We start from the raw sequence: 22,621 nt of genomic DNA, 5'->3' as shown, positions 1-22,621 counted from the left end.
TTAACTTTGGCATACTACTTGCATCTAATATTACTATCAAGTTTTTGGAGGTAATTAGATGTTTGATAACCTATATGTACCTGATCGAAAATGGCAGGATATTGAGCTATGGAAAGACGTTACAGAAGAGCAATGGGGAAACTGGATTTGGCAGTTAACCAATACGATAAGAACACTTGACGATTTAAAAAAAGTCATTAATCTTACCCCTGATGAAGAAGAAGGCGTCCGAATATCCACCAAGACCATTCCGCTGAATATAACACCCTACTATGCGTCATTAATGAATCCTGATGATCCACGCTGTCCAATCAGAATGCAGTCTGTCCCAGTATCAGATGAATTGCATAAAACGAAATATGATATGGAAGATCCGCTTGAAGAGGATGAAGATTCGCCTGTGCCTGGTCTGACTCATCGATATCCTGACCGGGTTTTGTTTTTAGTAACGAATCAATGTTCCATGTACTGCCGTTATTGCACAAGACGCAGGTTTTCAGGCCAAATAGGTATGGGCGTTCCTAAGAAACAGCTGGATGCAGCCATCCAATATATCAGGGAAACACCGGCTGTTCGAGATGTACTCCTTTCCGGTGGGGACGGCTTACTAATCAATGACACGATTTTAGAGTATATTCTTAAAAACCTGCGAGCCATTCCCCATGTAGAAATTATCCGCATTGGTACGAGAGCTCCTGTTGTATTTCCACAGCGAATTACGGAGGATCTGTGTACCATCTTACAAAAATATCATCCAGTATGGCTTAATACCCATTTCAACACGAGTGTTGAAATCACAGAAGAGTCTAAAACTGCCTGTGAAATGCTCGTAAATGCTGGGGTCCCTGTGGGCAATCAATCTGTTATTCTAGCAGGTATTAATGACAGCGTTCCGATTATGAAAAAATTGATGTATGATCTGGTCAAAATTCGAGTCCGTCCTTATTATATTTATCAATGTGATCTATCAGAAGGGATTGGCCACTTTAGAGCACCTATTTCCAAAGGGATCGAAATTATGGAAGGACTAAGGGGACATATTTCGGGCTATGCTGTGCCAACTTTCGTCGTCGATGCGCCAGGGGGCGGCGGTAAAATTACACTGCAGCCTAACTATATTCTTTCTCAATCGCCTACTAAAACGGTACTTCGTAATTTCGAAGGTGTCATTACCACCTATCCTGAACCGGAACACTATACACCAGGCCGTGCCGATGAATACTTTAAAGGGCTTTATCCAGATGTCGTGGATAAACAGTCTGATATTGGAATTGCAGGGATCATGAATGATAAACAATTGAATCTCGTTCCAAAGGGCTTAAAACGGATGAATCGCCGTGAGGAATATGTCACAAATCCCGAACATGCTTCCTTAAAAAATCAACGTGAAAAACGAGATCAGCTAAAAGAAAAGAAATTTCAAGCACAGCAGAAAAAATTCACTTCATTTACAGAGGGAGGGGAATAGGATGGCCATTTGTCCTTGGTGTGAAGCAGGAACGATTACTTCTGTAGCGGACACGGTCTATTGGGAATTACCAGACGGAACAAGAGCAGTGGAAATCACCGAAACCCCTTCGTTAGCCTGTACAAATTGTCAGGCAAGATTTCAAAGTGACGAAACTGTAAAGGAAATTGAAAATCAACTATTTCTAATCGATACCAAGCTTCTTGAAAAAAAGACCACTTATGATGAACTGATGAATATGAAGCGTTTGTTGAAACGAAATTATTTTGATTTTAGTTAAAGAAACACTCCTAACGCGTGTTTTAGACTGTAGACAATCTACAGTCTTCTTTTTTATTATATGACATGAAATGTGTTCAAAACACCAGTAGAGGTACGGAATAAAATCATTCCGTACCTCTTTTATCTACTATTTTAATTTAAAAATGGGTGTTGATTTCCGTTCCAGGCGTTGCGCTTATCCGCAGGCGGGCGGTGAGCCGCATCAATGCTTACGCTCCTGCGGGGTCTCGCCTGTCCCGCTATTCCCACAGGAGTCTTCACGCCCTCCACTTCAACTGTCTTTCTAAATTTAATTTGAATGTATTAATGCCACTAGTTTTAGTATTTTGAGACCAATCATTTCCACCATGATAAAGTAGAAATGGAAAAATCTCCATCTAACAGAACTGTTTCGCCAATAGTAGGAGCTATCATAGTTACTCCAGATTTTTCAGACGCTTTAAATGCTCTTTCTATAGGTTCTGTCCAACCATGATAAGCAAGGGTAAAGGCTCCCCAGTGAATTAACATCATATTCTTACCATTTACATCTAAATGAGCTTGAACAGATTCTTCAGGTGTCATATGAACCCAGGACCAACGTCGGTCATATTGTCCACCTTCCATTAAAGTAATGTCCAAAGGTCCATATTTCTTCCCAATTTCTTTAAAATGTGTGTCATAACCACCATCTCCACTTGTATAGAAACGTGTCTTTTCTCCAAGAATCATCCAACCGCCCCAAAGGGTGGAATTACTATTTAACGGTCCTCTTCCAGAAAAATGTTTTGAAGGAGTGAATGCTACAGTTAATCCTTGAAACTTTGTTTCATCCCACCAATTTAGTTCTGTTATTTTTTCTTTTTTAACTCCCCAATTAATCAAGTGCGCGCTTACACCAAGAGGAACAAAGAAATGGCGGGCCTTGTTCTTTAATTTTTTAATCGATGGATAATCTAAGTGGTCGTAATGATCATGAGTAATGAAAACAGCATCAATTGGCGGCATTTTATCAATAAGATGCAATATATCTTCACTGTAACGTTTGCTTCCTACGAAAGAAACAGGTGAAGAAACTGAACCTAGCATGGGATCTACAAGTATCTTTTTATTATCGATACTTAGTAAAAATGCTGAATGACCAAACCAAGTTAAACTATCTTCCTCACCTTCGATTTTTTGCCAATCAATTTTGGAAACAGGCAATTGATCTGCAGGCTTGCGGTCTTTTGCGCCTGAAATAAAATCCTTAATCATAGAGAAGTAATCAGATGCACTCATGTCCATCTTGGTCGGCACCTGATTAACAAACTTCCCATTAACGTAATTATCAAACTTACTGTATCGTTCATTCTGCTCGCTATTTGGGTTTCCACCGAATCCTGGATGCAAGTTTATAAACAATGTTACTACAACACATAGAGCAAATAAGAAGATGAATAAAGAGCTCATATTTTTTTCACGATTCCTTCCTTTAGACTGATACTAAACCTTTTAAAGTTCGTAACTATCAATAATCAAAATGTTAATAGGGAAAGGAGCTTTTGCTTTTCGGAAACACTTCTTAGAGTTAATCATCGAAGAATTAAAGCATGATGAAAATATCCTCAAAGGGAAAAATGAGGGGGTCTCTGAATGTATGATTCTTACACAAATCATTCATTCAAATTCACGTAGAATTATGATATTAAAAATGGCAATAGGATAACTATAGTTCCCGCCACTAATAAGAGAGTTCCAAAAATCCGAGATAAAAGTTTTTCACCTCCAGTAACAATTTTATATTTACTATACATAAATATCCATTTATTTTTCTTTTTTTTATTCACGTTAAAAAGCCGGCAGGAGGTCACCTTCCGATTTCAAGGGGTAAGTTAACATAACGTAAGAAAAAGACTTCTCACTACTGGGTATCACTTTAGAAGTTAATTTACTCCTATCATACTATTTGATTAATGAAGAAACTCAGCTAAGCTTCTTTTAAGGTAGCTGGGTTATTTTGCATGTCCAAACTAGCACTTAAAGTGATACATTACGAGTGTTTCTTTTTTTTTGTTTGTAGTTTCTAGAAATGGATACTTATGATAGATGTATCGCTTGTTTTTAACCGTTATATCGGTTAAAATTTTCGATATAGATAGGTGGTGAGATTTATGAAAAAGAGAAGAGGGTTTATAAAGTCAGCGATCTTGCATTTGCTTAAAGAAGAATCAATGCATGGTTATCAAATTATGAAGGAATTAGAGAGTCGTTCTGACGGACTTTATTCAGCAAGTGCGGGTACGATTTATCCTGCCCTTCAGGAATTATTGGAAAAGGAATTGATAAATCTTGAGTCTGGTTTAGAGAAAAAGACTTATTTTATTACGGAAGAAGGAAAGGAACGTCTAAAGGAGCTTCGGAAACGAGAAGAGGGAGATTTCTGGGTAAGTTGGAAGGAACGAATGATTTGGCGGAACTCAAAAGAATTTGTTCAGTTAAAGACTGCTGTTGATCAGTGGGAAGAAGAAATGCATAAAGCGATGAAACGAGTACGAAGTAATCCGGACATCGCTGCAGAAATGAGTGCCTTTTTAACTGAAATGACAGAGCGTTTGAAGATAGCTAACAGATAGAGAGGAGGGATTTCCATGAAGTCTTTGAGGAAACTGCTTCCTTATATAAAACCCTATACGCTTTTTGCCATTTTGGGACCGTTACTAATGTGTATAGAAGTAGGGATGGATTTACTGCAGCCGACCATTATGCAGCATATAATCGATGTGGGAATTGCTGAAAATGACAATGGCTATGTTTTGAAACTCGGACTGCTCATGTTATTGACTGCTTTTGTTGGATTAATCGGCGGGGTGGGAAGTTCGATTTATAGTACGAAGGCAGCTGTAAATTTCGCAGCAGATATACGCCGGGATGTGTTCAGGAAAACAAAACAATTCTCTAACCAAAATACAGATACTTTTGGTACTGGGAAATTAATCACCATCGTGACGAACGATATTGCAGCCGTTCAGCAGGCAGTCATGATGATCTTGCGGATTTTTGTGCGAGGACCGTTAATGTTTATCGGATCTGTCGTTATTGTCTGGTTGACTGCTCGTGAGTTATTCCCTGTATTACTCCTTACGATCCCGATTCTTATTGTTTGTATTTATTATTTTTCTTCTAGATCGGGAAAATTATTTATAAAAGTGCAACAAGGGATGGACCGGATTAATATAAAGCTTCAGGAGACATTGGCAGGGATTCGTGTCATAAAAGCATTTAATCATGAGGAGTATGAAAAAAAACAGTTTAAAAGTATGAATGATTTCTTAATGGAGAGAAATCTCTCAGCCGAGCAAGTTATTCTTTCTCTAATGCCAATAATCTTGTTCGTGGTGAACATCGGCATGGTTGCGGGGATCTGGATGGGAGCAATAAAAGTTAATGCAGGTGCTCTTCAAATTGGTGTGATTTTAGCGTTTATTAATTACCTGAATATTATGATGAATGGGTTGATGTCAAGCAGCAATGTATTGATGCAAATAACTCGTTCCTTCACATCAGCGGATCGGATTGGACAGGTGCTTGATACAAACATTGATATCACAGAACCTGCAAATCCTGCTTCACTGCCTGGTATTCGAGGTGAGGTGGAATTCAAAGATGTCAATTTCAGTTATAGTAAAAATGGAGAATATGTGTTGAAGAATATATCATTTGCAGCCAAATCAGGTGAGAAAATCGGTATTATTGGGTCCACAGGCTGTGGGAAATCAACACTCGTAAAATTGATTCCCCGTCTATATGACCCTGATTCTGGAGCGATTCTTATTGATGGCGTAAACATTAAGGAATACCCTTTAGACAAACTGCGTAAGGCGATTGGTTTTGTGCCGCAAAATGCCACGCTGTTTTCTGGAAGCATTGAAGAGAATTTATTTTTTGGGAAAGAACAGGCAACAAATGTAGAAATGGAACAGGCAGCACGGTCTGCGTCTGCACTGGAATTTATTGAACGATTTGAAGATACATATAATCATGAAATCATGCAAGACGCAACGAATCTGTCTGGCGGGCAAAAACAGCGTTTATCAATGGCTCGGGCCTTTATTCGTGAACCTCAAATATTGATTTTAGATGATTCAACATCAGCCATTGATGCCATATCAGAAGCAGCGGTGCAACAGGCAATAAAACAAAATCATCCGGATACCACGGTGTTCATCGTCTCTGCCAAAATTTCATCCCTAATTGATGCTGATCAGATTCTCGTTATAGATGATGGAATGGTTGCAGCAAAAGGAAACCATGAAGATTTACTCGCTGAAAGCAGCATTTATCGGGATATCTTTGCCACACAAAACGGGAAGGAGGAGGTCTCCTATGAGTAAAACGACTATGCAGGCTCCGGATGTAATTGGTCGTGCTCGCGGACCAAGAGGTTTTGGCGGTCCGGTCGTTAAAGCAAAGGATAAAAAACAAACCATGAAGCGGATATGGCGGTATATGGCGAAGGAAAAGGCAGCACTGATTGCAACCATTATCTTTGTCATCATCTCTACATTATTAGGGTTACTTGGACCTTATTTAATTGGACTAATTATTGATCAATACATTCTTCCAAAAGATATGGCAGGCACATTTCGGTATTTAATCATTCTTGCTGTAGTCTATACGGCATCATCCATATTTACTTGGCTGCAAACTTATTTGATGGTTCGAGTTTCCTTACAGACAATTCGGAACATACGCCAAGATTTATTTACCAAACTTCAGACATTATCGATCAAGTTTTTTGATAAACATTCACATGGTGATTTGATGAGCCGGGTAACAAATGATATCGACAGCTTGAACAATGCACTCAGCCAAAGTGTCATTCAATTATTTTCGTCCATCTTAATGGTCGCTGGGGTGACCATCGCCATGTTTTCACTAAATTGGGTGCTGGCTATTGTGACACTGCTGATTATCCCTGTGATGGTCTATTCGACCAAGAAAATCATTACATACAGCAGCAGTAACTTCATTAAACGCCAGCGGGATTTGGGTGAGTTGAATGGTTTTATTGAAGAGTCCATATCGGGGAACGAAGTCATTTCACTTTTTGGAAAAGAAGAGAAGATGTTTACTGAATTCTCTGTGGTCAATGAAAGACTACGTACCTCTAGCATTGCAGCAGATACCGTTTCAGGATTTCTCGGTCCAATCAACAACTTTATTAATAATTTGGGGCTTGGATTAGTAATTGGAACAGGTGCATTTATGACGCTTCAAGGTAGTGCAACGGTAGGGATTATCGCAGCTTTTGTCGCCTATTCCCGTCAATTCTTTCGGCCCATTAACCAGTTATCAAGTCTATTAAATATGTTTCAGTCTGCCATAGCTGGTGCTGAACGGGTTTTTGAAATTATGGATGAAACTCCGGATATAGAGGATCAGGAAAACGCAAAAGACATAGACTCCTTAAAAGGGAATGTAGAATTTACTAATGTGTACTTTGGCTATGACGATCATAAAACCATCTTGAAAAATATTAATTTTCATGTAAAAGCAGGAGAAAAAGTTGCCTTGGTAGGTCCAACTGGTTCAGGTAAAACGACTATAATTAATCTGTTAATGAGGTTTTATGATAGTAATTCAGGGGAGATAAGAATTGATGATACGTCAATTAAGGAGTATAAAATCAGTGCAATCAGGAAAAAAGTAGGCATTGTACTTCAGGACACCTTTATCTTTTCCGGGACGATCATGGAGAATATTCGTTATGGCCGTTTAGAAGCAAGTGATGAAGAAGTCATCGCAGCGGCGAAATTGGCTTCAGCCCATGGATACATCAAGCATTTACCTAACCAATATCAAACAATCATCACGTCCAGCGGGTCCAATTTAAGTCAGGGACAACGTCAATTAATTGCGATAGCGCGAATCATCTTAGCAGATTCAGATATTTTGATTTTGGATGAAGCGACATCGAGTATTGATACGAGAACGGAAATAGAAATCCAAAAAGGCTTGAATCGATTAACAGAAGGACGGACAAGTTTTGTGATTGCCCATCGCTTAAAAACAGTTGAGAATGCCGATCGAATTTTAGTTATTGACCACGGAGAAATCATTGAAAGTGGGACCCATCAGGAACTTCTATCGAAGAATGGTTTTTATAATCAATTGTACAGCAGCCAGTTCACACATAATGAAATCAGATAGTAGTCTCCAATTATTCACGAAATGTTCATTCTTCTCCATCGCTGCTCAAGGTGGTTCACTTACAATAAAGTGAGTAAGGGGTAAAGGGGAGAGGACAATGTACTGGGCATTAACAATCATGATGATAGCGGCGATGTGTGGCTTATTTAGCTGTGGATACTTCGTAGCAGTCATCAATAGGAAATACGGTAGATCATGGCTGCACGCCATCCCGATTACGATTGCACTCTTAATGTTTAATGTAATATGGGCCTTGCTGGAAATGGCGAAAACAGGCCGTTGGACGAATTGAACAGTTATCTTAAATTGGCGCACCTATAATGGTGCGTTTTTTGTGTTGTTTTTTGACGTCTTCCGGAACTTTCGTTATATTTAGTACACAATAAATGACGCATTATATATAGGAGGAACCATGAAACCTTTTTATTTGTTTTTGATGACATACAGACAACCGAAAATTATAGATGAAATCACTAGATTTGCCAATGAAGCCTTTAAAGATCACGAGTTTCCAAAACAATCAACTGATTATGATGAAGTGAGCAGATACCTTGAAATGAACGGAAGTTATTTACCGAATATGGCCGTCTTTGACGAAGCGTGGGAAATTTATCAAGAAAGTCTCTAACGATATTATTGATTACCCGCGTTTCTTCATTAATCATCCCTGAAAATAGGTCTTCTTGAGATACATGTTCGACTCCTCCATATTTCCGCGCGGGATTTATCATATATCCTCAATGTTTCTTAACCATATGGCTTGGATATGCATATACTTTAGTAATAAACATTTAGGACCTATGTTGAGGGGATGTCTCTTATGGGGAAAAAAAAACAGCCGAAATTTAAGAAAGGCGACACAGTCGTCATTTCAATGTACGGCACAGTAGGGAATATAACAGATGTTAAGTATTTGGATGGAGTATTTATTTATGAAGTTAACCATAGCGAAGGGTTATATTTAGAAACGACTTTGCAGCATATCTTTGAATATGAGGGTGAAATTCATACTGAAGCCGAACAAATCGATATTGAGTATAAGTTTATCTTTGGAGATTTGGTAAAGGTAGAGGGATATGAGCAGGACTATTTTAAGGTTATCGGATTTCGTACTGAGATCTGGCGTTACCAAGAGCATGCATGGGAAGATGTCATCTATGAACTTTCACGGATTTCCGATGGCGAGTGGCTGGAAACACATGAAGAAGAAATGGAATTGATAGCAGATGCTGAAAAAGCAGAAAGCTTCATAAAAAATATGGGAATGCATGCTAGCAGCCCAAAGAAAAATGTGGTTCTTGATCCTGACGCCTTATCAAAAAAACCTGCTATAACAGAAGGGGAAAGGCGAAAAAATATGGAGGAAAAAAAACAGCTGATCGATGGCCTGCTCGATTTATACAATGACTATCAAATTCTATTCACTCTCTTTGGCGATGAGGACTATAAACATGTGATGAGCGTTGCCATGGTGAAGATAAAAAAAACGGCGAGTGAACTCTATTCAAATAAAAAGTTAGCAAATTGACAGTAGAATATAGGCCGAAACCTGATGACAGCTGGAATACAGGCATAATTGTCTAAAGCTGTTCATACACCTGTAACAAGGGGGCGATGATATGCGGGAGATTGAGGTTTTTATTGATACGGAAGAAATTGCAGAATTTTTCTATCAAGAGCTGATGAAACGGGGATATATTCCGGCTGAATCTGAACTCGAAGATCTTGCAGATATCACATTCGACTATTTATTGGAGAAGTGTATCATCGATGAAGAGACGGATGAATAAACGCCCGGTAACAACGGACCCTGCACACCCATAAGCGTTAAGAAACGACGGACACCCCCGTCGTTTTTTCATGGAATAAATACCGTGTTTTTGTGGATGGTTCCCTTTAGGATGGTCAGTATGGTATAGTAAACTGTGTCAATATTTCACAGTCTTTTTAAGGAGGAAATTTAAATGAGTGTACATATTAATGCAAAAGAAAATGAAATTGCGGATACGGTATTATTACCAGGAGACCCGCTGCGGGCTAAATATATTGCGGAAACGTTCTTAGAAGATGCAGTTCAATATAATGATGTTAGAAACATGTTTGGTTATACTGGAACCTATAAAGGTAAACGTATTTCTGTACAAGGTACAGGCATGGGTGTTCCTTCGATTTCTATTTATGTGAACGAATTAATTAGCAGCTATAATGTTCAAAAGCTGATTCGTGTAGGAACAGCAGGTGCTATTCAAAAGGATGTTAAAGTTCGTGATGTGATTTTGGCAATGAGTGCATCAACAGACTCTCAAATGAATCGTCTGACTTTTGGCGGCGTGGATTATGCACCGACTGCTGACTTTGATTTATTATTAAAGTCCTATGAAGCTGGATTGAAAAAAGGATTGAAGCTGAAAGTTGGAAACGTTTTTACAGCCGATCAGTTCTATAATGACAACAGCGAGCTTGAAAAATGGGCTAAATATAAGATTCTTGCAATCGAGATGGAATCCGCTGCACTATATACCATCGCAGCGAAGTTTGATCGTCAGGCGCTGTCTATTCTAACCATAAGTGATCATCTTCTAACTGGTGAAGAGACAACTTCACAAGAACGTCAATCAACGTTTGGTGAAATGATTGAAGTAGCACTCGAAGCAGCCATACAAGAATAAAAAGGTAAGCCTGTATCTTCATTGATACAGGCTTAAATATAGGGATTTTTAGATATGATTTTCACTAGGTTCTTACTCGTTAGACATACTTTTTATTTTCGTTTCGGTGTAAACCTGATAAAATAGATAAAACATTCCTAAATATTCATTTAGGAGATAGGATACATGAAAGTGGTGAACAATTAGTGGAGGAAGATCATAATAAGCAAGAACCGAAAACAGAAAATAAATTGATTAAAATGAAAAAGTTTCCGTTTATTATGGGGATATTTTTAATTGTTTTCTTAACAGCAGGTATAACCACAATCGCCTTAACCTTTGGCGATGAAAAGGTAGAGTCCCTAGCACCTGTTGAAGAAACAGAACATGCGGAATTCCAAAAGTTGTATGATACATACGATACCCTGAAAAAGAACTTCTATAAAGATGTCGATGATAATGAGCTTGTTGATGGGGCAATCAATGGCATGATTCAAGCATTGGATGATCCGTATTCTACTTATATGGATGAAGAGGAAGCTAAGAGCTTTAATGAAAGCATTTCATCTTCGTTTGAGGGAATTGGTGCTGAAATCCAAGAACATGATAAACAAATCATGGTCGTATCACCGATTAAGGGCGCTCCAGCAGAAAAGGCTGGGATTAAGCCAAATGATATTATTTTGAGCGTTGATGGAGACAGTCTAGAAGGGTTGAGCTCAACTGAAGCGGTTATGAAAATTCGAGGAAAAAAAGGGACAAAGGTAGAGTTGATGATATCCCGCGGAACATCAGATCCTCTAAAAGTTACGATTGTTCGAGATACGATTCCGATTGAAACTGTATATGCAGAATTGCTTCCAAGTAAAATTGCAAAAATACAGGTTACGAGTTTCTCTGATAACACGACAGCAGAGTTAAAAACAGCACTATCTGAGATGGAAGAAAAGGGTATGAAGGGAGTTATTCTTGATCTTCGTGGAAATCCAGGCGGCTTATTAAACAAAGCACAGGAAATTGCCAGCCTCTTTGTTCCTAAGGGTGAGAATATTTACCAGGTAGAAAATCGTGCCGGTCAAAAAGAAATTACAAAATCAGATAATAAAACTGTTTTTGATAAACCTGTCGTTGTCTTAATTGACGGCGGTAGTGCCAGCGCATCTGAAATTGTCGCTGCAGCTGTAAGTGAGTCAGCTGACATTCAATTGGTTGGTGAGAAATCATTTGGTAAGGGGACAGTCCAAACTGCAGATGAATATGATGATGGTTCTAATTTTAAATTCACTGCATACAAATGGCTGACACCAGATGGTAATTGGATTCATGGTAAAGGCATCGAGCCTGATGTGAAAGTATCATTACCGAAATATGCCAGCCTTGCGTATATTTCTCCAGATAAAAAGATGAAGGAATCAGATACTTCTACTGAGATTAAAACAGCAGAACAAATGCTTGAAGCAACCGGATTCGACCCTGGTAAAGCGGATGGTTTTTACGATGAAGCAACTAAAAAAGCTGTTTCTGACCTTCAAAAAGAAAAAAATCTTAAAGTAACTGGTGTATTAGAAGGGGAGACCACGTTAGCATTAATGGAAATGCTGCGTGATAAAATTCTCAATAATGATACGCAAGTGAAAAAAGCAGAAAGCATTTTAGAAAAAGAAATCAACTAACCTAAACAGGCTGCACAAGCAATTAATTGCTTATGCAGCCTGTTTTTTTTACTTCCTTAGAAAGGGACTTTGAGTTCAAGGCAGAAAATCATGATATAGTAAATACAGAAATAATCGAATTATTTGATTTATTAATAAAATTCTGGTCTTCTGTCCTGAAAAACAGGTATTTGTTTTCGCACACGATCGATGATTTCTAGGTCAATCGCTGCTAAAAGTATTTCTTCCTGTTCTCCGGCTTCAGCGATAATTTCTCCCCAGGGGTTGATGACCATAGAGTGTCCGCCAAATTTATTTGCAGGATCTGACCCAACTCTGTTGACAGCAACAATATAGGCCTGGTTTTCAATTGCTCGGCTAATCAATAACGCGCGCCAATGAGAAATCCGAGGTTCCGGCCATTCTGCAGCAATAAATAGGACACCAGCTCCGCCAGCTGAATGAACACGAAGCCATTCAGGAAAACGAATGTCGTAACAAATGAACCCGGCACAGTGTTGTCCATCCAAAGTGAAGGCACCATCTTTCTGTCCAGGCAATAGAAAATGATGCTCATTCATTAATTGAAACAAATGAAGTTTGTCATACAATTTAACTACTTTTCCTTTGTTGGAAACAATAATGAGGGTATTATATATGCCCTCCGGTGTAGACCGAGCAACAGATCCACCGACAAGATGGATGGAATGAGCTAATGCACATTCCTGTAAAAAACGAATGGTTCGATCCGCTTCATGATCGGCTAATTCATCTAGTCTCGTCAGGTCATAACCAGTAGTCCAAAGCTCGGGGAGGACGACAATATCAGGTTTTGATGCTGCAGCCATTGTTATTTGATGCCTTATTCGTTGATAGTTTTCTTCTGGGTTACCAAAAACAATGTCCATTTGAATGCAGGCGATTTTCCATTTCATGATCATCCCTCATTTCTAGTAAACTTGTTACATAAAAATTTCAGAGAAGGTGCTTATATGGTTGACTTTATTAAATCGAACTTACTAAACTCGCTTCCCAAACAATTCTTTGCCTCACTTGCGGCTCAAGTAGAAGCTGAAAAGGCAAAAGGTCATGATGTCATTAATCTAGGACAAGGAAATCCTGATTAACCAACTCCTCCTCATATTGTCGCAAAGCTTCAGCAAGCGGTCAAGAATCCTAAGAACCATAAGTACTCCCCGTTTAGAGGATACCCGTATTTAAAAGAGGCGGCTGCAGCTTATTATCAAAGAGAATATGGAGTCGAGCTTGATGCGGAGTCAGAGGTAGCCATCTTATTCGGAGGGAAGGCAGGATTGGTGCAGCTTCCGCAATGCCTGTTAAACCCCGGTGATACCGTACTCGTCCCAGACCCAGGGTACCCGGATTATCTATCTGGAATCATGCTGGCCCAAGTGAATACGGCAATTATGCCTCTTCTGGAAGAGAAACAGTACCTCCCGGATTATCAGGCTCTTTCAGTAGAAACGTTGAATCTTGCTAAGCTGATGTATTTAAATTATCCCAATAATCCTACCGGTGCAGCAGCCACTTCCGACTTTTTTGAACGAACTGTGAAATTAGCAAAGAAACACTCTATTTGTGTGGTTCATGACTTTGCCTATGGTGCGATAGGATTTGATGGAAATAAACCGCTCAGCTTTCTTCAAACCCCTGGAGCAAAAGAAATCGGTATTGAAATTTATACATTATCAAAAACATATAATATGGCTGGGTGGCGTGTCGGCTTTGCTGTAGGCAATAAAAGCGTTATTGAAGCTATTAATCTACTGCAGGATCATTTATATGTTAGTTTGTTTCCTGCTATTCAGGAAGCAGCCGCCGCTGCACTACTTGACTCACAAACATGTGTGGTGGAAATGATAGATCGTTACCAAGCCAGGCGCGAGGTATTAATCGATGGACTACAATCACTTGGCTGGAACGTAACTGCACCAGCAGGATCTTTTTTTGCTTGGTTAAAAGTTCCTAAGCCTTATACTTCAGAGCTATTCGCTGATCTTCTTCTCAGGAAAGCACACGTAGCAGTTGCTGCAGGGAATGGGTTTGGAGAATTCGGCGAGGGCTACGTGAGAGTTGGACTGCTTTGTTCTGAAGACAGGCTGAGAGAAGCAGTAAAAAGAATAAAAGCATTAGACCTTTTTGCTCATTGAATTTCGTAGAACGGAACAAACTTTCAAGAGTAGAAGTAAAGTGTAACCATGTTCCTTAAATGTTTTATTTTTCTAATTAGAGGGAAGGAGTTCTTTGTTAGGTGGTAATGGATTAAGGAGGATGTATCGTAGTGATGAACAGAAAAATATGGTTATTGACAGGAGCGGCATTCTTGATGTTAACAGGCTGCCAAGAGAAAGAAGCAAAAGAGAATACAGAAGAAACAAAGGAAGTCATAGCAGATGAAAGTACGGATACAACAGCAACGGACGGAACAACTAAAGAAAAGGAAACGACTTCAGATCCAGTAGCAGCTGAATTAGCCTCCTATATGGTGACAGTTAATGAAGTGATTATGGAAATGAATTCTCTTGATGAAGAATATAGGACTAAATATATGGAGGAAACGGATAGTGATGCAGCTTTGAGCTATCTGGAAGATGATTATAATCCAAAATTCGCGAAAAAGGTCAATGAAGCAAAAGCGATTGATCCGAAATCACAGTCTATTGTAGATGTACATAAACTATTTCTCGGCTATTTAAATAGTGAGACCGCAGCGTTAACTAAAGATGTGAAAGCCATCGAAACAAACGACCAAAGTCTTGCTCAAGAAGCCCAAAATGATTTTCAACAATCTCAAGAGCAATACCAGGAATATGAAGAGAAGCTAATGGAGCTGGCTGATCAGTATGGCATAGAAACCACTCCTTTATAAGGGTTACAGGCAGTTCCATTCTACTAATGGTGCTGTTTTTTTTTTGCTTACAGGGAATCAAATCAGCCTCTTTTGCATACTTTTTATGGAGAGGAGTGGGTAGGACATGTTAAAAAAAATAAGTATTGGCACGATATCAGGGGCAGTAGTCTATTTAATTTATACGCTAAACCAGACACTGCAAAAGGGGATGGGGACACTCGAAGAAACCAATAAGACACTCGCTGAAGTTAGAAATGCCGTTCATGGATTAACAGAGGAGTCGAAACAATTAATTCATACCGCCAATCAAATTACCGTTGATGTTAAGGGGAAAATTAGAAATGTCGATCCGTTATTAGAATCTGCACAGGATGTTGGAGAGATGATTCATAATGTGACTCATTCGATTAAGGAAGCTAGTAAGAGCGGGAAGACTCCGTCAGATTCAACAAGTGTACCAAGTACACCGACAGTTCCATCAAAGCCATCAGCTCCATTGGTACAGCAAGAGGGAGTCCATATAAAACTAAAATAAAACCATGTCTAGACACCCCGGGAATTCATCATTGTTTTCTACTGTGTATAGTGCAACGATTTTAATACTGAGGGGGAGCAAAACATGATTATTCAATATAGTGTCGCAGCGATCGCGCTTGCTTTTATTTGGTTAGTTGTCTATTTAATTACGACTCTTCAAAAAGGGATGACTACTTTAGGAGAAGCGAATAAAACATTAGCAGATGTCAGAAACGCTATCCACGATCTTTCAGACGAATCCAAGCAACTCCTTCGAACAGCCAACGAGATAACGGTAGATGTTAAAAGTAAAATGAAGGCGGTAGACCCGCTGCTCGATTCTGCTCAAGATGTGGGGGAAGCTATCCACGCAGTGACGAATACGGTGAAAAAAGCAGCGACTACTGAATTCGGTAATAATCGGTCTCCTATTAAAATCAATACCTCTAGACCGAAAACAAACAGCAGATAAAACGAGGACGTACACGATGAGAAGCACCTACATAAATACAAAAAGGCGTCCTTCCTAGGACGCCTTTAGACTTTAGGTGGTATAGGAGAAAGAGACTCCTCGACGAGTCATGATTTCCTGAATAGCCTGCTGAACATGCAAATAAGTTGTCCAATGGAAATTAGACTTTGAAATCGACGATGCCAGCGATGGAGAAACACCTACAACAAAGCACTCAGTTCCAATTAACCGTAAGGACTGACCTATTTTATTAATATAATAGCCGCTGCTTTCATCAATTTTGGACAATGATGAAAGATCGAGCAGGAAAAATTCGGCTCTTTCTTCCACACATTTTTTTAAGATCGTTTCAAGTAACCGATCTGCACGCTCGTTCGTAAGATTTCCTAAAATGGGTATGGCGAGTACTGAATCCCATATTTTAAGAATGGGAGTAGATAATAGAGCAATGGTTTGCTCTTTTTCTTTTTCCTGTTGGGCTTTTTCTGTTACATCCAAAAGCATAAGGATATACCCTTGTTTTACTTGTTGCTTATTATAGATAGGCGCAATAACTGTTTCAGCTACATAGGAATTTTTAATGGTAATCACTGTACGGTGTGTATGATTTAATTCATGCATAATTTTTTTTTGATGCGCTGGATGGCTATGAAAAAAGTCCATATGCTTTCCGATTAGATTTTCATTCTCTGCAACACCAAATAAAGGATACAACGGACCTAAGGTTTTTACTGCAGCCTCGTTCATCCAAATGATTGTATGAGAAAGATCTGCAATAATTATGGTCTCATCAATGTGTTCAAGAATATCTGTAAATTCGAGATCCGCTGGTACGTGTCCAATTGACATATAGTATTCTCCTATTTGAAATCTCCAGATGCCTTACTGGGATATGTATAGTTAAGCTATCCTTTTATAAAAGGAATTTAACATGATATGATGTGTTTATCATATGATACACTCATAAGAAGACTATTGTAAATGGGAGTTATAAAAATGACAAAAAGAACGGAAATATATATTTTAGGGGGCTTTCTTGGAAGCGGCAAAACAACCCTGTTGAAACAAATTATTAATCAAGAAAATGAGGCCGGCAGAAAAACCGCAGTATTAATGAATGAACTGGGTAGTGTCTCTGTTGATACTTCAATTCTAGGTGATGAAGTCCCTATTAAAGAATTAATTGGCGGCTGTATTTGCTGTACCATTCAGGACAAGCTTGAGGCACAGCTCCAAGAATTACTGATTGAGGATTTAGATGCGATCTACATTGAAACGACTGGTGCAGCACATCCTGTTGAAGTACTGGACGGAATTATGTCCCCATTATTTGCTGAACGTCTTGAATATAAAGGAATCATCACGGTTTTAGATTTGCTGCGCTGGAAGGATCGGAGTGAACTCTCCCCACAGCTCCGTCACCTGCTGGTTGAACAAATTCAGCATGCTGACTTTATTTTATTGAATAAGCAGGATTTAGTCACTGAAATGGAAGCCAGTCAACTTCTATACTCTGTGCAAGCCATTAATTCTGGTGCAGTCATCCTTTTGACTACTCAAGCAAAAGTATCTTTAGCAAGCATTCGAAAGTTGAAAATGAAAGCAAAGGGTATTCACCAAAAACTGGACGTCCATAATCATCTACATCTACAAGCGATTGTCCATACATTTACAAATCAGGTAGATCAAAATGAATTTGAAGACTGGCTCAGAAGTCTTCCAGAAACGGTATACCGAATGAAGGGCTATGTTTCCTTTACACATTCTCCTTATCCCTGTCTTTTTCAATATTCCTATGGGATGCCGTTGTTTATGAATGAAATGATGAAAATGCCTTTAAATATGGTGATTATTGGCGAAGAATTGGATGAAGGGCTGATTCATGATCAACTAATGGCCCTAGAGAAACAATAATACGTTTTCTTTTTCTCGTAACGGGTAAAAATAAGACAATTCATTATCAATAAGGAGGTAATGATTTGCCCTGGTCAAAAAATGATTATCCACCCGCTATGAAAAATTTAGACGAAGATGTCAGAATGAAGGCAATCGAAATTGCTAATGCGTTGCTTGATGACGGGAATGACGAAGGCAAAGCAATCCCAATCGCGATAGACACCGCGAAAAAGGCTCTTAATGAAGAAAAGTAGATGAAATTGGAAAAACAACACCTTTCCCGAAGTGGAATGGTGTTGTTTTTTGTCTACCTTTCTTCATAAATAAGCTTTATACTAAAAACGGTCAGTTCGTGTTCATGTCACCGAACGCAGCGAATGTTTTTTCGTCTTCAATTAAACCGCAGGCGGCACATTGCACTCGGACTTCTGGACCTTGATAAGGAAGATGAAAGGCATCAAGTGTCTCATTGGTATATTCCTCGACAACGTCACCTGTATTTGGATCCATTTTGACTGAGGTAGCCATTTGTTGAATGAGATTAAAGCGCGTTTTATTCGTTTTACAGTTAGGGCATCGATATACTTGGGACATGTAATTCACTCCTTTCGTTTTATAGAATAGGATGTCTCTTTTTCACCAATTTATGTAAAAGAAAGAAGGGGATACAATGATTGAAAATGATACCTCTGAGAAGCTCCTACAGGCTTATTTAAGCATATGGAATAACCGAAGTGTTCAACCTGTACACCAACAGGATAAAGAAGGAACCCTTTCAGAATTGATTCGTAGAGAGCTTCTTGATGAAAATACTCATCCCCGTTTACGAAAATCAGTATTCGAAAAATTTTATTATAGTATGAAAAGACTGGCGGAATCTGACCTATCCACCGATAAAATACACGCGTTAACCATTGTGTATCTTTCTGAAATGGAACAGTTAACATAGGGTAATAATGTAATTTCTTTTATTAAATTCACACAATCTTCACAGAAAGAGTATACAATTCTGGTTAGTATAGAGAACAGAGGGGATAAGAGATGAAACAAGCATTCATTGTGCTGCTGCTATTGTTTGTAACGGGCTGCAGTGAAGAATCCTATTCTAAGATCCCTGCCAATCAATCATTTGCAGCAACACTTAACTTAAAAGATACAACCATTAGTTTTATAGATAAGCAGTATCAGAAGTTTGCACAATGGGATCTATCAGATCCATTTCTAGGCGGGCTGTTAGTAGATGACGGAGATACGATGCTCATCTATGGGAAGGACATGGAGAAAATCAGTGTTTATTCCCTGAGTCTAGGAAAAAAGCTGGAGAGCTGGAATGTGGGACGCGGTATTGTGAGCATGACTCAGTTACAGACAGGTGAACTGGCAGCTGTCAATCAAGAGTCCAACGAGGTCTATTTTTTAGCATCGACCGGCGAAATTGAAAAAAAAGTGAAGGTCGGTAAGCAGCCCCAATCTTTAATTACAGATAAAAGTGGTGAAAGGCTGTATGTTATTAATTTTGGTGATGCTAAATTGTCGGTACTTAACACGTCCAGCATGAAGGTCGAGAAAGAAATTGAGATTCCATCTTCGTCATCAGGCGGCTTATTGAGAGAAAAAGAATCTGAAATCTGGATAGGCGGCCACGGAAGCGGCAGTGAGGTGGAAGATACAATTCATATCTATTCTACGCAATCAGGAAAACTGATAAAAACATTGAAAGCTCCTACCATGCCTATTAAGTTTATAGAAAATGAGGATGGAATTTTTATAGCCAGTCATGGCAGCAGCATGATTTATACATTCAATCACAGCTATGAGCAGACAGCAAGTTCCATTATTGGAGCAAATCCCTTTGAAATGAAGCTATTTAATGGTGATTTATTAGTGGCAGGCTATGATAGTAATGAACTGTATGTAGTCAATTCTACATCAGGAAAGGTGCTGTCCACTGTAAAAACTGGCAAGGGTCCATTTCAATTGATGATTAGGGAGTAGAGGAAATGAAGAATTGTACCGTTTTGATCGTTGACGATGAAGAAAATATGCGGACCTTGATGGAAATGTATTTACTTAATTCAGGCTATCACTGTCTCCAAGCACCTGATGGTAAGCAGGCCATTTCCTTATTGGAAAAACATGAGGTCGATTTGATTCTCTTAGATATTATGATGCCTGGTGACAATGGATTTACTGTATGTGAAAAAATTCATCAAAAATGGGATCTTCCTGTTATATTTGTCAGTGCTAAGGGCGCAGAATGGGACAAAGTAAAGGGACTTAAACTAGGCGCCGATGACTTTGTTGTAAAACCCTTTCATCCGGGCGAGCTAGTGGCAAGGGTCGAAGCAGTCCTGCGCCGCAGTGGGAAAAAACAACAAAGAGAAAATGAAACCATTTCTTTAGGAAAAATTAAGATGAATTTAAGATCGAGAACGGCAGCGATTGGAGGAAATGCAGTTAATCTGACATTAAAGGAGTACGAATTGCTGATTTACCTCATCACAAATAAAAAACAGGCGTTGAGCCGAGAACAGTTGCTTGCTCATGTTTGGGGCGTGAGTTATGAAGGTTCTTTGAGAACGGTTGACACGCATATTAAGACACTACGGATGAAGTTAAAAAGTGCAGATTATATTCAAACTGTCTGGGGAATCGGTTATAAGATTGAAGAAGAATATGAAGCGTAATTTCTTTTCTCTATCCTTTAAACTGTGGATCACGATTCTGATAACTATTGTTTTCTCCATCGTATTTGCATACTCCCTGTCACAGTATTATTATAAGCACTTATATGTTGAAAAGTTAAAGACGAATATGGTCGAAGTTGCTGGCAAGCTTGCTGCAGAGTATCAAGGCGGAGAAATTTCTGAAGCATATAAAGAGCAGATAGAATGGTTAAATACAAAAATAGACAGTGAAATTTTTATTGTCAGCAACCCTCGAGAGTTAAGTGCCTGTCTACCCTTCGAAATCGATTATGATTCCCTTATATCTGAGGAAGAAAGACAGCAATTAATTAATGGAGAAGTGATTCAAAAAGAGGAATATGAAGAACGGTTTAATCGTAAAATAGTCGCTGCGGTTACGCCGCTTGTCGATGAGGGAAGACTTGAGGGAATCATTTATACATATGTTACAGTCGATTCGATAAAAGAAGTTTTACAAGAGTTTGCGTATAAATGGCTGGCAGCGGCTCTTATCTTTGTCATCGCTGCTATTTTTCTTGGTACAAAGTGGCTAAAACGGCTGTATAAACCGATAAAAGAAATAGAGGAAGCGGCCAAAAAAGTATCAAATGGTGATTATTCTATAAAAGTGAAGGTAAACAGCAGAGATGAAATAGGAAACCTCGCTGCAGCGTTTAATGAAATGGCCAGTTCCATTTATCAAGAAGAAGCGAAAAAAAGGGAATTCATTGAGAACGTTTCACACGAGTTAAGAACACCCTTGAGTTATGTGACCGGCTATACGCAAGCCATTCTCGATGATGTAGTGAAAGCTGAAGATCAAGATAAATACCTTACGCTTATTTTGTCTGAAAGCAATCGTTTAGAAAAACTTGTTACAAACTTAATGGATTTAGCAAAAATGAACAATGAAAAACTTGTTAATCAGGTGCCCGTTGCCTTAGCGCAATTTTTAGAAGATTTCTTTGAGCAGTATTCTTTGAAGATGGAGGAAAGCGGACTTAGCCTCTCCTTATCCCTTGACCCAGATTCAATTATTATTGCGGATGAAAGTCAGCTAAAGCAAATCCTTTATAATGTATTGGACAATGCAATGAAGTATTCCCCTTCTGGCGGTGTAATCGATGTCCAGCTAACCAGTGAGAGTGAACAGGTAGTCCTGAAGATTAAAGATTCAGGCGTTGGGATTCCTAAAGAAGATATCCCGCACGTTATGGACCGTTTTTATCGAGTAAATAAGGCACGAAGCAGGTATGACGGTGGAACAGGATTAGGCTTAGCCATTGTAAAGCAAATGGTTGTTCTTCAAAAAGGCACAGCTACAATTGAAAGTGAAGTAGGAAAAGGTACAACCGTACGGCTGTCTTTTCCGAGTGTAAGCTAATAGAGCAGGAAAGAGGAATGATGATGATGAAACGAGTTTTATTTATACTGCTAGCAGTAACTGCCATTATCGCAGGCTGTGGAAAAGAAGATACCCAAGAAACGGAAATTCCAAAGCTGTTAGAAGTTGAACTTTCACTAACTCCTGATAAAAGTGAGGTAAATCAATCCATTACGTTTGATGCCAGGGTCAGCCAAGGGGATGAAGCCGTTGCGGATGCAGATGAAGTGAAATTTGAAATATGGCGGTCAAAAGATGAACAGCACGAAATGATAGCTGCCAAACATAATAAGGATGGCAGTTATAAAATAGAAAAAACATTTGACCAAGAGGGAACTTATTATGTATACGCACATGTGACTGCCCGCGGAATGCACAGTATGCCGAAAAAGGAATTTATCGTCGGCAAGCCAAGTGACCCGGAAGATGGCGGCAACAGTCAAATGGAGAATATGGAGAAAGACAAGGATTCGAGTGAACACGACAGTTCAGAGCATCATTAATCAAGCATGACACTTTGCGGAACAACCTTCGCGAAGTGTTTTTTTTTATGTTCATTTATCTCGTTAATAA

Annotated in this window: 25 protein-coding genes and 1 pseudogene; 22 read left to right on the top strand and 4 right to left on the bottom strand. The window is 39.0% G+C overall.

Annotated elements, in window-relative coordinates:
• Window positions 1-58 precede the first annotated feature (58 nt).
• Together ablA and MHI18_RS04060 are read left to right on the top strand one after the other, a co-directional pair.
• The gene (gene ablA, locus MHI18_RS04065) at window positions 59-1,468 is read left to right on the top strand and encodes a lysine 2,3-aminomutase (protein ID WP_340846133.1); all 1,410 of its coding nucleotides are present in this window, start codon (window positions 59-61) and stop codon (window positions 1,466-1,468) included.
• A 1-nt stretch (window position 1,469) separates the two neighbouring features.
• On the top strand, window positions 1,470-1,748 hold the full coding sequence (locus tag MHI18_RS04060; protein WP_340846132.1) for a YokU family protein: 279 nt from the start codon (window positions 1,470-1,472) through the stop codon (window positions 1,746-1,748).
• 338 nt (window positions 1,749-2,086) lie between these two features.
• Here MHI18_RS04060 and MHI18_RS04055 read toward each other — a convergent pair whose 3' ends face one another.
• Window positions 2,087-3,181: an MBL fold metallo-hydrolase gene (locus MHI18_RS04055; protein ID WP_340846131.1), complete on the bottom strand. Its 1,095-nt coding sequence runs from the start codon at window positions 3,179-3,181 to the stop codon at window positions 2,087-2,089.
• Between the two features lie 701 nt (window positions 3,182-3,882).
• Here MHI18_RS04055 and MHI18_RS04050 point away from each other — a divergent pair.
• The 9 genes from MHI18_RS04050 to MHI18_RS04010 all read left to right on the top strand — a co-directional run bounded on the left by MHI18_RS04050 (window position 3,883) and on the right by MHI18_RS04010 (window position 12,242).
• Complete coding sequence (locus tag MHI18_RS04050) at window positions 3,883-4,344, top strand: PadR family transcriptional regulator (RefSeq protein ID WP_340846130.1); 462 nt, start codon at window positions 3,883-3,885, stop codon at window positions 4,342-4,344.
• Between the two features lie 15 nt (window positions 4,345-4,359).
• Entirely contained in the window at window positions 4,360-6,102 is a 1,743-nt protein-coding gene (locus tag MHI18_RS04045) for an ABC transporter ATP-binding protein (RefSeq protein WP_340846129.1), read from the top strand.
• Window positions 6,103-6,196: 94 nt separating this feature from the next.
• Window positions 6,197-7,921, top strand: coding sequence for an ABC transporter ATP-binding protein (locus tag MHI18_RS04040; RefSeq protein WP_445669981.1), 1,725 nt, complete (start codon window positions 6,197-6,199; stop codon window positions 7,919-7,921).
• Window positions 7,922-8,018: 97 nt separating this feature from the next.
• Window positions 8,019-8,213 (top strand): hypothetical protein, encoded by a 195-nt coding sequence (locus tag MHI18_RS04035; protein ID WP_340846128.1) that lies wholly within the window; start codon window positions 8,019-8,021, stop codon window positions 8,211-8,213.
• Window positions 8,214-8,333: 120 nt separating this feature from the next.
• The gene (locus MHI18_RS04030) at window positions 8,334-8,549 is read left to right on the top strand and encodes a YozE family protein (protein ID WP_201647744.1); all 216 of its coding nucleotides are present in this window, start codon (window positions 8,334-8,336) and stop codon (window positions 8,547-8,549) included.
• 192 nt (window positions 8,550-8,741) lie between these two features.
• Window positions 8,742-9,449: a hypothetical protein gene (locus MHI18_RS04025; protein WP_340846127.1), complete on the top strand. Its 708-nt coding sequence runs from the start codon at window positions 8,742-8,744 to the stop codon at window positions 9,447-9,449.
• 91 nt (window positions 9,450-9,540) lie between these two features.
• Complete coding sequence (locus MHI18_RS04020; protein ID WP_081704733.1) at window positions 9,541-9,711, top strand: YozD family protein; 171 nt, start codon at window positions 9,541-9,543, stop codon at window positions 9,709-9,711.
• Window positions 9,712-9,885: 174 nt separating this feature from the next.
• Window positions 9,886-10,590, top strand: a complete 705-nt coding sequence (gene deoD / locus MHI18_RS04015; RefSeq protein WP_340846126.1) for a purine-nucleoside phosphorylase — start codon at window positions 9,886-9,888, stop codon at window positions 10,588-10,590.
• 185 nt (window positions 10,591-10,775) lie between these two features.
• Window positions 10,776-12,242: a lmo1851 family serine protease gene (locus tag MHI18_RS04010; protein ID WP_340846125.1), complete on the top strand. Its 1,467-nt coding sequence runs from the start codon at window positions 10,776-10,778 to the stop codon at window positions 12,240-12,242.
• Window positions 12,243-12,373: 131 nt separating this feature from the next.
• Here MHI18_RS04010 and MHI18_RS04005 read toward each other — a convergent pair whose 3' ends face one another.
• Window positions 12,374-13,156: a carbon-nitrogen family hydrolase gene (locus MHI18_RS04005; protein ID WP_340846124.1), complete on the bottom strand. Its 783-nt coding sequence runs from the start codon at window positions 13,154-13,156 to the stop codon at window positions 12,374-12,376.
• 57 nt (window positions 13,157-13,213) lie between these two features.
• On the opposite strand from MHI18_RS04005, the pseudogene MHI18_RS04000 reads away from it, so the two are divergent.
• The 4 genes and pseudogenes from MHI18_RS04000 to MHI18_RS03985 all read left to right on the top strand — a co-directional run bounded on the left by MHI18_RS04000 (window position 13,214) and on the right by MHI18_RS03985 (window position 16,081).
• Window positions 13,214-14,392, top strand: a pseudogene (locus MHI18_RS04000) (pyridoxal phosphate-dependent aminotransferase).
• Between the two features lie 134 nt (window positions 14,393-14,526).
• Complete coding sequence (locus MHI18_RS03995; RefSeq protein ID WP_340846123.1) at window positions 14,527-15,111, top strand: hypothetical protein; 585 nt, start codon at window positions 14,527-14,529, stop codon at window positions 15,109-15,111.
• A gap of 106 nt (window positions 15,112-15,217) precedes the next feature.
• Window positions 15,218-15,628, top strand: a complete 411-nt coding sequence (locus tag MHI18_RS03990) for a DUF948 domain-containing protein (protein WP_340846122.1) — start codon at window positions 15,218-15,220, stop codon at window positions 15,626-15,628.
• Window positions 15,629-15,712: 84 nt separating this feature from the next.
• Window positions 15,713-16,081 (top strand): DUF948 domain-containing protein, encoded by a 369-nt coding sequence (locus tag MHI18_RS03985; RefSeq protein WP_340846121.1) that lies wholly within the window; start codon window positions 15,713-15,715, stop codon window positions 16,079-16,081.
• Window positions 16,082-16,153: 72 nt separating this feature from the next.
• Here the strand turns inward: MHI18_RS03985 and MHI18_RS03980 are convergent, their stop codons facing one another.
• Complete coding sequence (locus tag MHI18_RS03980) at window positions 16,154-16,930, bottom strand: STAS domain-containing protein (RefSeq protein ID WP_340846120.1); 777 nt, start codon at window positions 16,928-16,930, stop codon at window positions 16,154-16,156.
• Window positions 16,931-17,077: 147 nt separating this feature from the next.
• Between MHI18_RS03980 and MHI18_RS03975 the strand changes: the two genes are divergently transcribed.
• Entirely contained in the window at window positions 17,078-17,995 is a 918-nt protein-coding gene (locus MHI18_RS03975; protein WP_340846119.1) for a CobW family GTP-binding protein, read from the top strand.
• 65 nt (window positions 17,996-18,060) lie between these two features.
• A complete protein-coding gene (locus MHI18_RS03970) occupies window positions 18,061-18,231 on the top strand; it encodes a hypothetical protein (RefSeq protein WP_340846118.1) in 171 nt (56 codons plus the stop codon).
• Between the two features lie 91 nt (window positions 18,232-18,322).
• On the opposite strand, the gene MHI18_RS03965 is transcribed toward MHI18_RS03970, so the two are convergent.
• The gene (locus tag MHI18_RS03965) at window positions 18,323-18,571 is read right to left on the bottom strand and encodes a DNA alkylation repair protein (RefSeq protein ID WP_340846117.1); all 249 of its coding nucleotides are present in this window, start codon (window positions 18,569-18,571) and stop codon (window positions 18,323-18,325) included.
• A gap of 76 nt (window positions 18,572-18,647) precedes the next feature.
• Between MHI18_RS03965 and MHI18_RS03960 the strand changes: the two genes are divergently transcribed.
• The 5 genes from MHI18_RS03960 (at window position 18,648) to MHI18_RS03940 (ending at window position 22,551) form a co-directional block, all read left to right on the top strand.
• On the top strand, window positions 18,648-18,926 hold the full coding sequence (locus tag MHI18_RS03960; RefSeq protein WP_340846116.1) for a hypothetical protein: 279 nt from the start codon (window positions 18,648-18,650) through the stop codon (window positions 18,924-18,926).
• Between the two features lie 92 nt (window positions 18,927-19,018).
• A complete protein-coding gene (locus MHI18_RS03955) occupies window positions 19,019-19,972 on the top strand; it encodes a YncE family protein (protein WP_340846115.1) in 954 nt (317 codons plus the stop codon).
• A gap of 5 nt (window positions 19,973-19,977) precedes the next feature.
• Window positions 19,978-20,664 (top strand): response regulator transcription factor, encoded by a 687-nt coding sequence (locus tag MHI18_RS03950; RefSeq protein ID WP_340846114.1) that lies wholly within the window; start codon window positions 19,978-19,980, stop codon window positions 20,662-20,664.
• Window positions 20,654-22,048 carry a sensor histidine kinase gene (locus MHI18_RS03945; RefSeq protein ID WP_340846113.1) on the top strand — a complete coding sequence of 465 codons (1,395 nt, stop codon included), beginning with the start codon at window positions 20,654-20,656 and terminating at the stop codon, window positions 22,046-22,048. Before MHI18_RS03950 ends, MHI18_RS03945 begins: the two co-directional genes overlap by 11 nt.
• 23 nt (window positions 22,049-22,071) lie before the next feature.
• On the top strand, window positions 22,072-22,551 hold the full coding sequence (locus MHI18_RS03940; protein ID WP_340846112.1) for a FixH family protein: 480 nt from the start codon (window positions 22,072-22,074) through the stop codon (window positions 22,549-22,551).
• The last annotated feature ends 70 nt before the right edge of the window (window positions 22,552-22,621 follow it).

The organism is Peribacillus sp. FSL H8-0477 (genome assembly GCF_038002765.1).
Classification (GTDB): Bacteria; Bacillota; Bacilli; order Bacillales; family DSM-1321; genus Peribacillus.
The sequence above is the reverse complement of the archived record's forward strand: the minus strand, read 5'-3'. Positions and strand labels throughout refer to the sequence as shown.

Coding starts and splice junctions, on each gene's coding strand:
- ablA (WP_340846133.1), top strand. CDS start 59: ATGTTTGATAACCTATATGTACCTGATCGAAAATGGCAGGATATTGAG.
- MHI18_RS04060 (WP_340846132.1), top strand. CDS start 1,470: ATGGCCATTTGTCCTTGGTGTGAAGCAGGAACGATTACTTCTGTAGCG.
- MHI18_RS04055 (WP_340846131.1), bottom strand. CDS start 3,181: ATGAGCTCTTTATTCATCTTCTTATTTGCTCTATGTGTTGTAGTAACA.
- MHI18_RS04050 (WP_340846130.1), top strand. CDS start 3,883: ATGAAAAAGAGAAGAGGGTTTATAAAGTCAGCGATCTTGCATTTGCTT.
- MHI18_RS04045 (WP_340846129.1), top strand. CDS start 4,360: ATGAAGTCTTTGAGGAAACTGCTTCCTTATATAAAACCCTATACGCTT.
- MHI18_RS04040 (WP_445669981.1), top strand. CDS start 6,197: ATGAAGCGGATATGGCGGTATATGGCGAAGGAAAAGGCAGCACTGATT.
- MHI18_RS04035 (WP_340846128.1), top strand. CDS start 8,019: ATGTACTGGGCATTAACAATCATGATGATAGCGGCGATGTGTGGCTTA.
- MHI18_RS04030 (WP_201647744.1), top strand. CDS start 8,334: ATGAAACCTTTTTATTTGTTTTTGATGACATACAGACAACCGAAAATT.
- MHI18_RS04025 (WP_340846127.1), top strand. CDS start 8,742: ATGGGGAAAAAAAAACAGCCGAAATTTAAGAAAGGCGACACAGTCGTC.
- MHI18_RS04020 (WP_081704733.1), top strand. CDS start 9,541: ATGCGGGAGATTGAGGTTTTTATTGATACGGAAGAAATTGCAGAATTT.
- deoD (WP_340846126.1), top strand. CDS start 9,886: ATGAGTGTACATATTAATGCAAAAGAAAATGAAATTGCGGATACGGTA.
- MHI18_RS04005 (WP_340846124.1), bottom strand. CDS start 13,156: ATGAAATGGAAAATCGCCTGCATTCAAATGGACATTGTTTTTGGTAAC.
- MHI18_RS03995 (WP_340846123.1), top strand. CDS start 14,527: ATGAACAGAAAAATATGGTTATTGACAGGAGCGGCATTCTTGATGTTA.
- MHI18_RS03990 (WP_340846122.1), top strand. CDS start 15,218: ATGTTAAAAAAAATAAGTATTGGCACGATATCAGGGGCAGTAGTCTAT.
- MHI18_RS03985 (WP_340846121.1), top strand. CDS start 15,713: ATGATTATTCAATATAGTGTCGCAGCGATCGCGCTTGCTTTTATTTGG.
- MHI18_RS03980 (WP_340846120.1), bottom strand. CDS start 16,930: ATGTCAATTGGACACGTACCAGCGGATCTCGAATTTACAGATATTCTT.
- MHI18_RS03975 (WP_340846119.1), top strand. CDS start 17,078: ATGACAAAAAGAACGGAAATATATATTTTAGGGGGCTTTCTTGGAAGC.
- MHI18_RS03965 (WP_340846117.1), bottom strand. CDS start 18,571: ATGTCCCAAGTATATCGATGCCCTAACTGTAAAACGAATAAAACGCGC.
- MHI18_RS03960 (WP_340846116.1), top strand. CDS start 18,648: ATGATTGAAAATGATACCTCTGAGAAGCTCCTACAGGCTTATTTAAGC.
- MHI18_RS03955 (WP_340846115.1), top strand. CDS start 19,019: ATGAAACAAGCATTCATTGTGCTGCTGCTATTGTTTGTAACGGGCTGC.
- MHI18_RS03950 (WP_340846114.1), top strand. CDS start 19,978: ATGAAGAATTGTACCGTTTTGATCGTTGACGATGAAGAAAATATGCGG.
- MHI18_RS03945 (WP_340846113.1), top strand. CDS start 20,654: ATGAAGCGTAATTTCTTTTCTCTATCCTTTAAACTGTGGATCACGATT.
- MHI18_RS03940 (WP_340846112.1), top strand. CDS start 22,072: ATGATGAAACGAGTTTTATTTATACTGCTAGCAGTAACTGCCATTATC.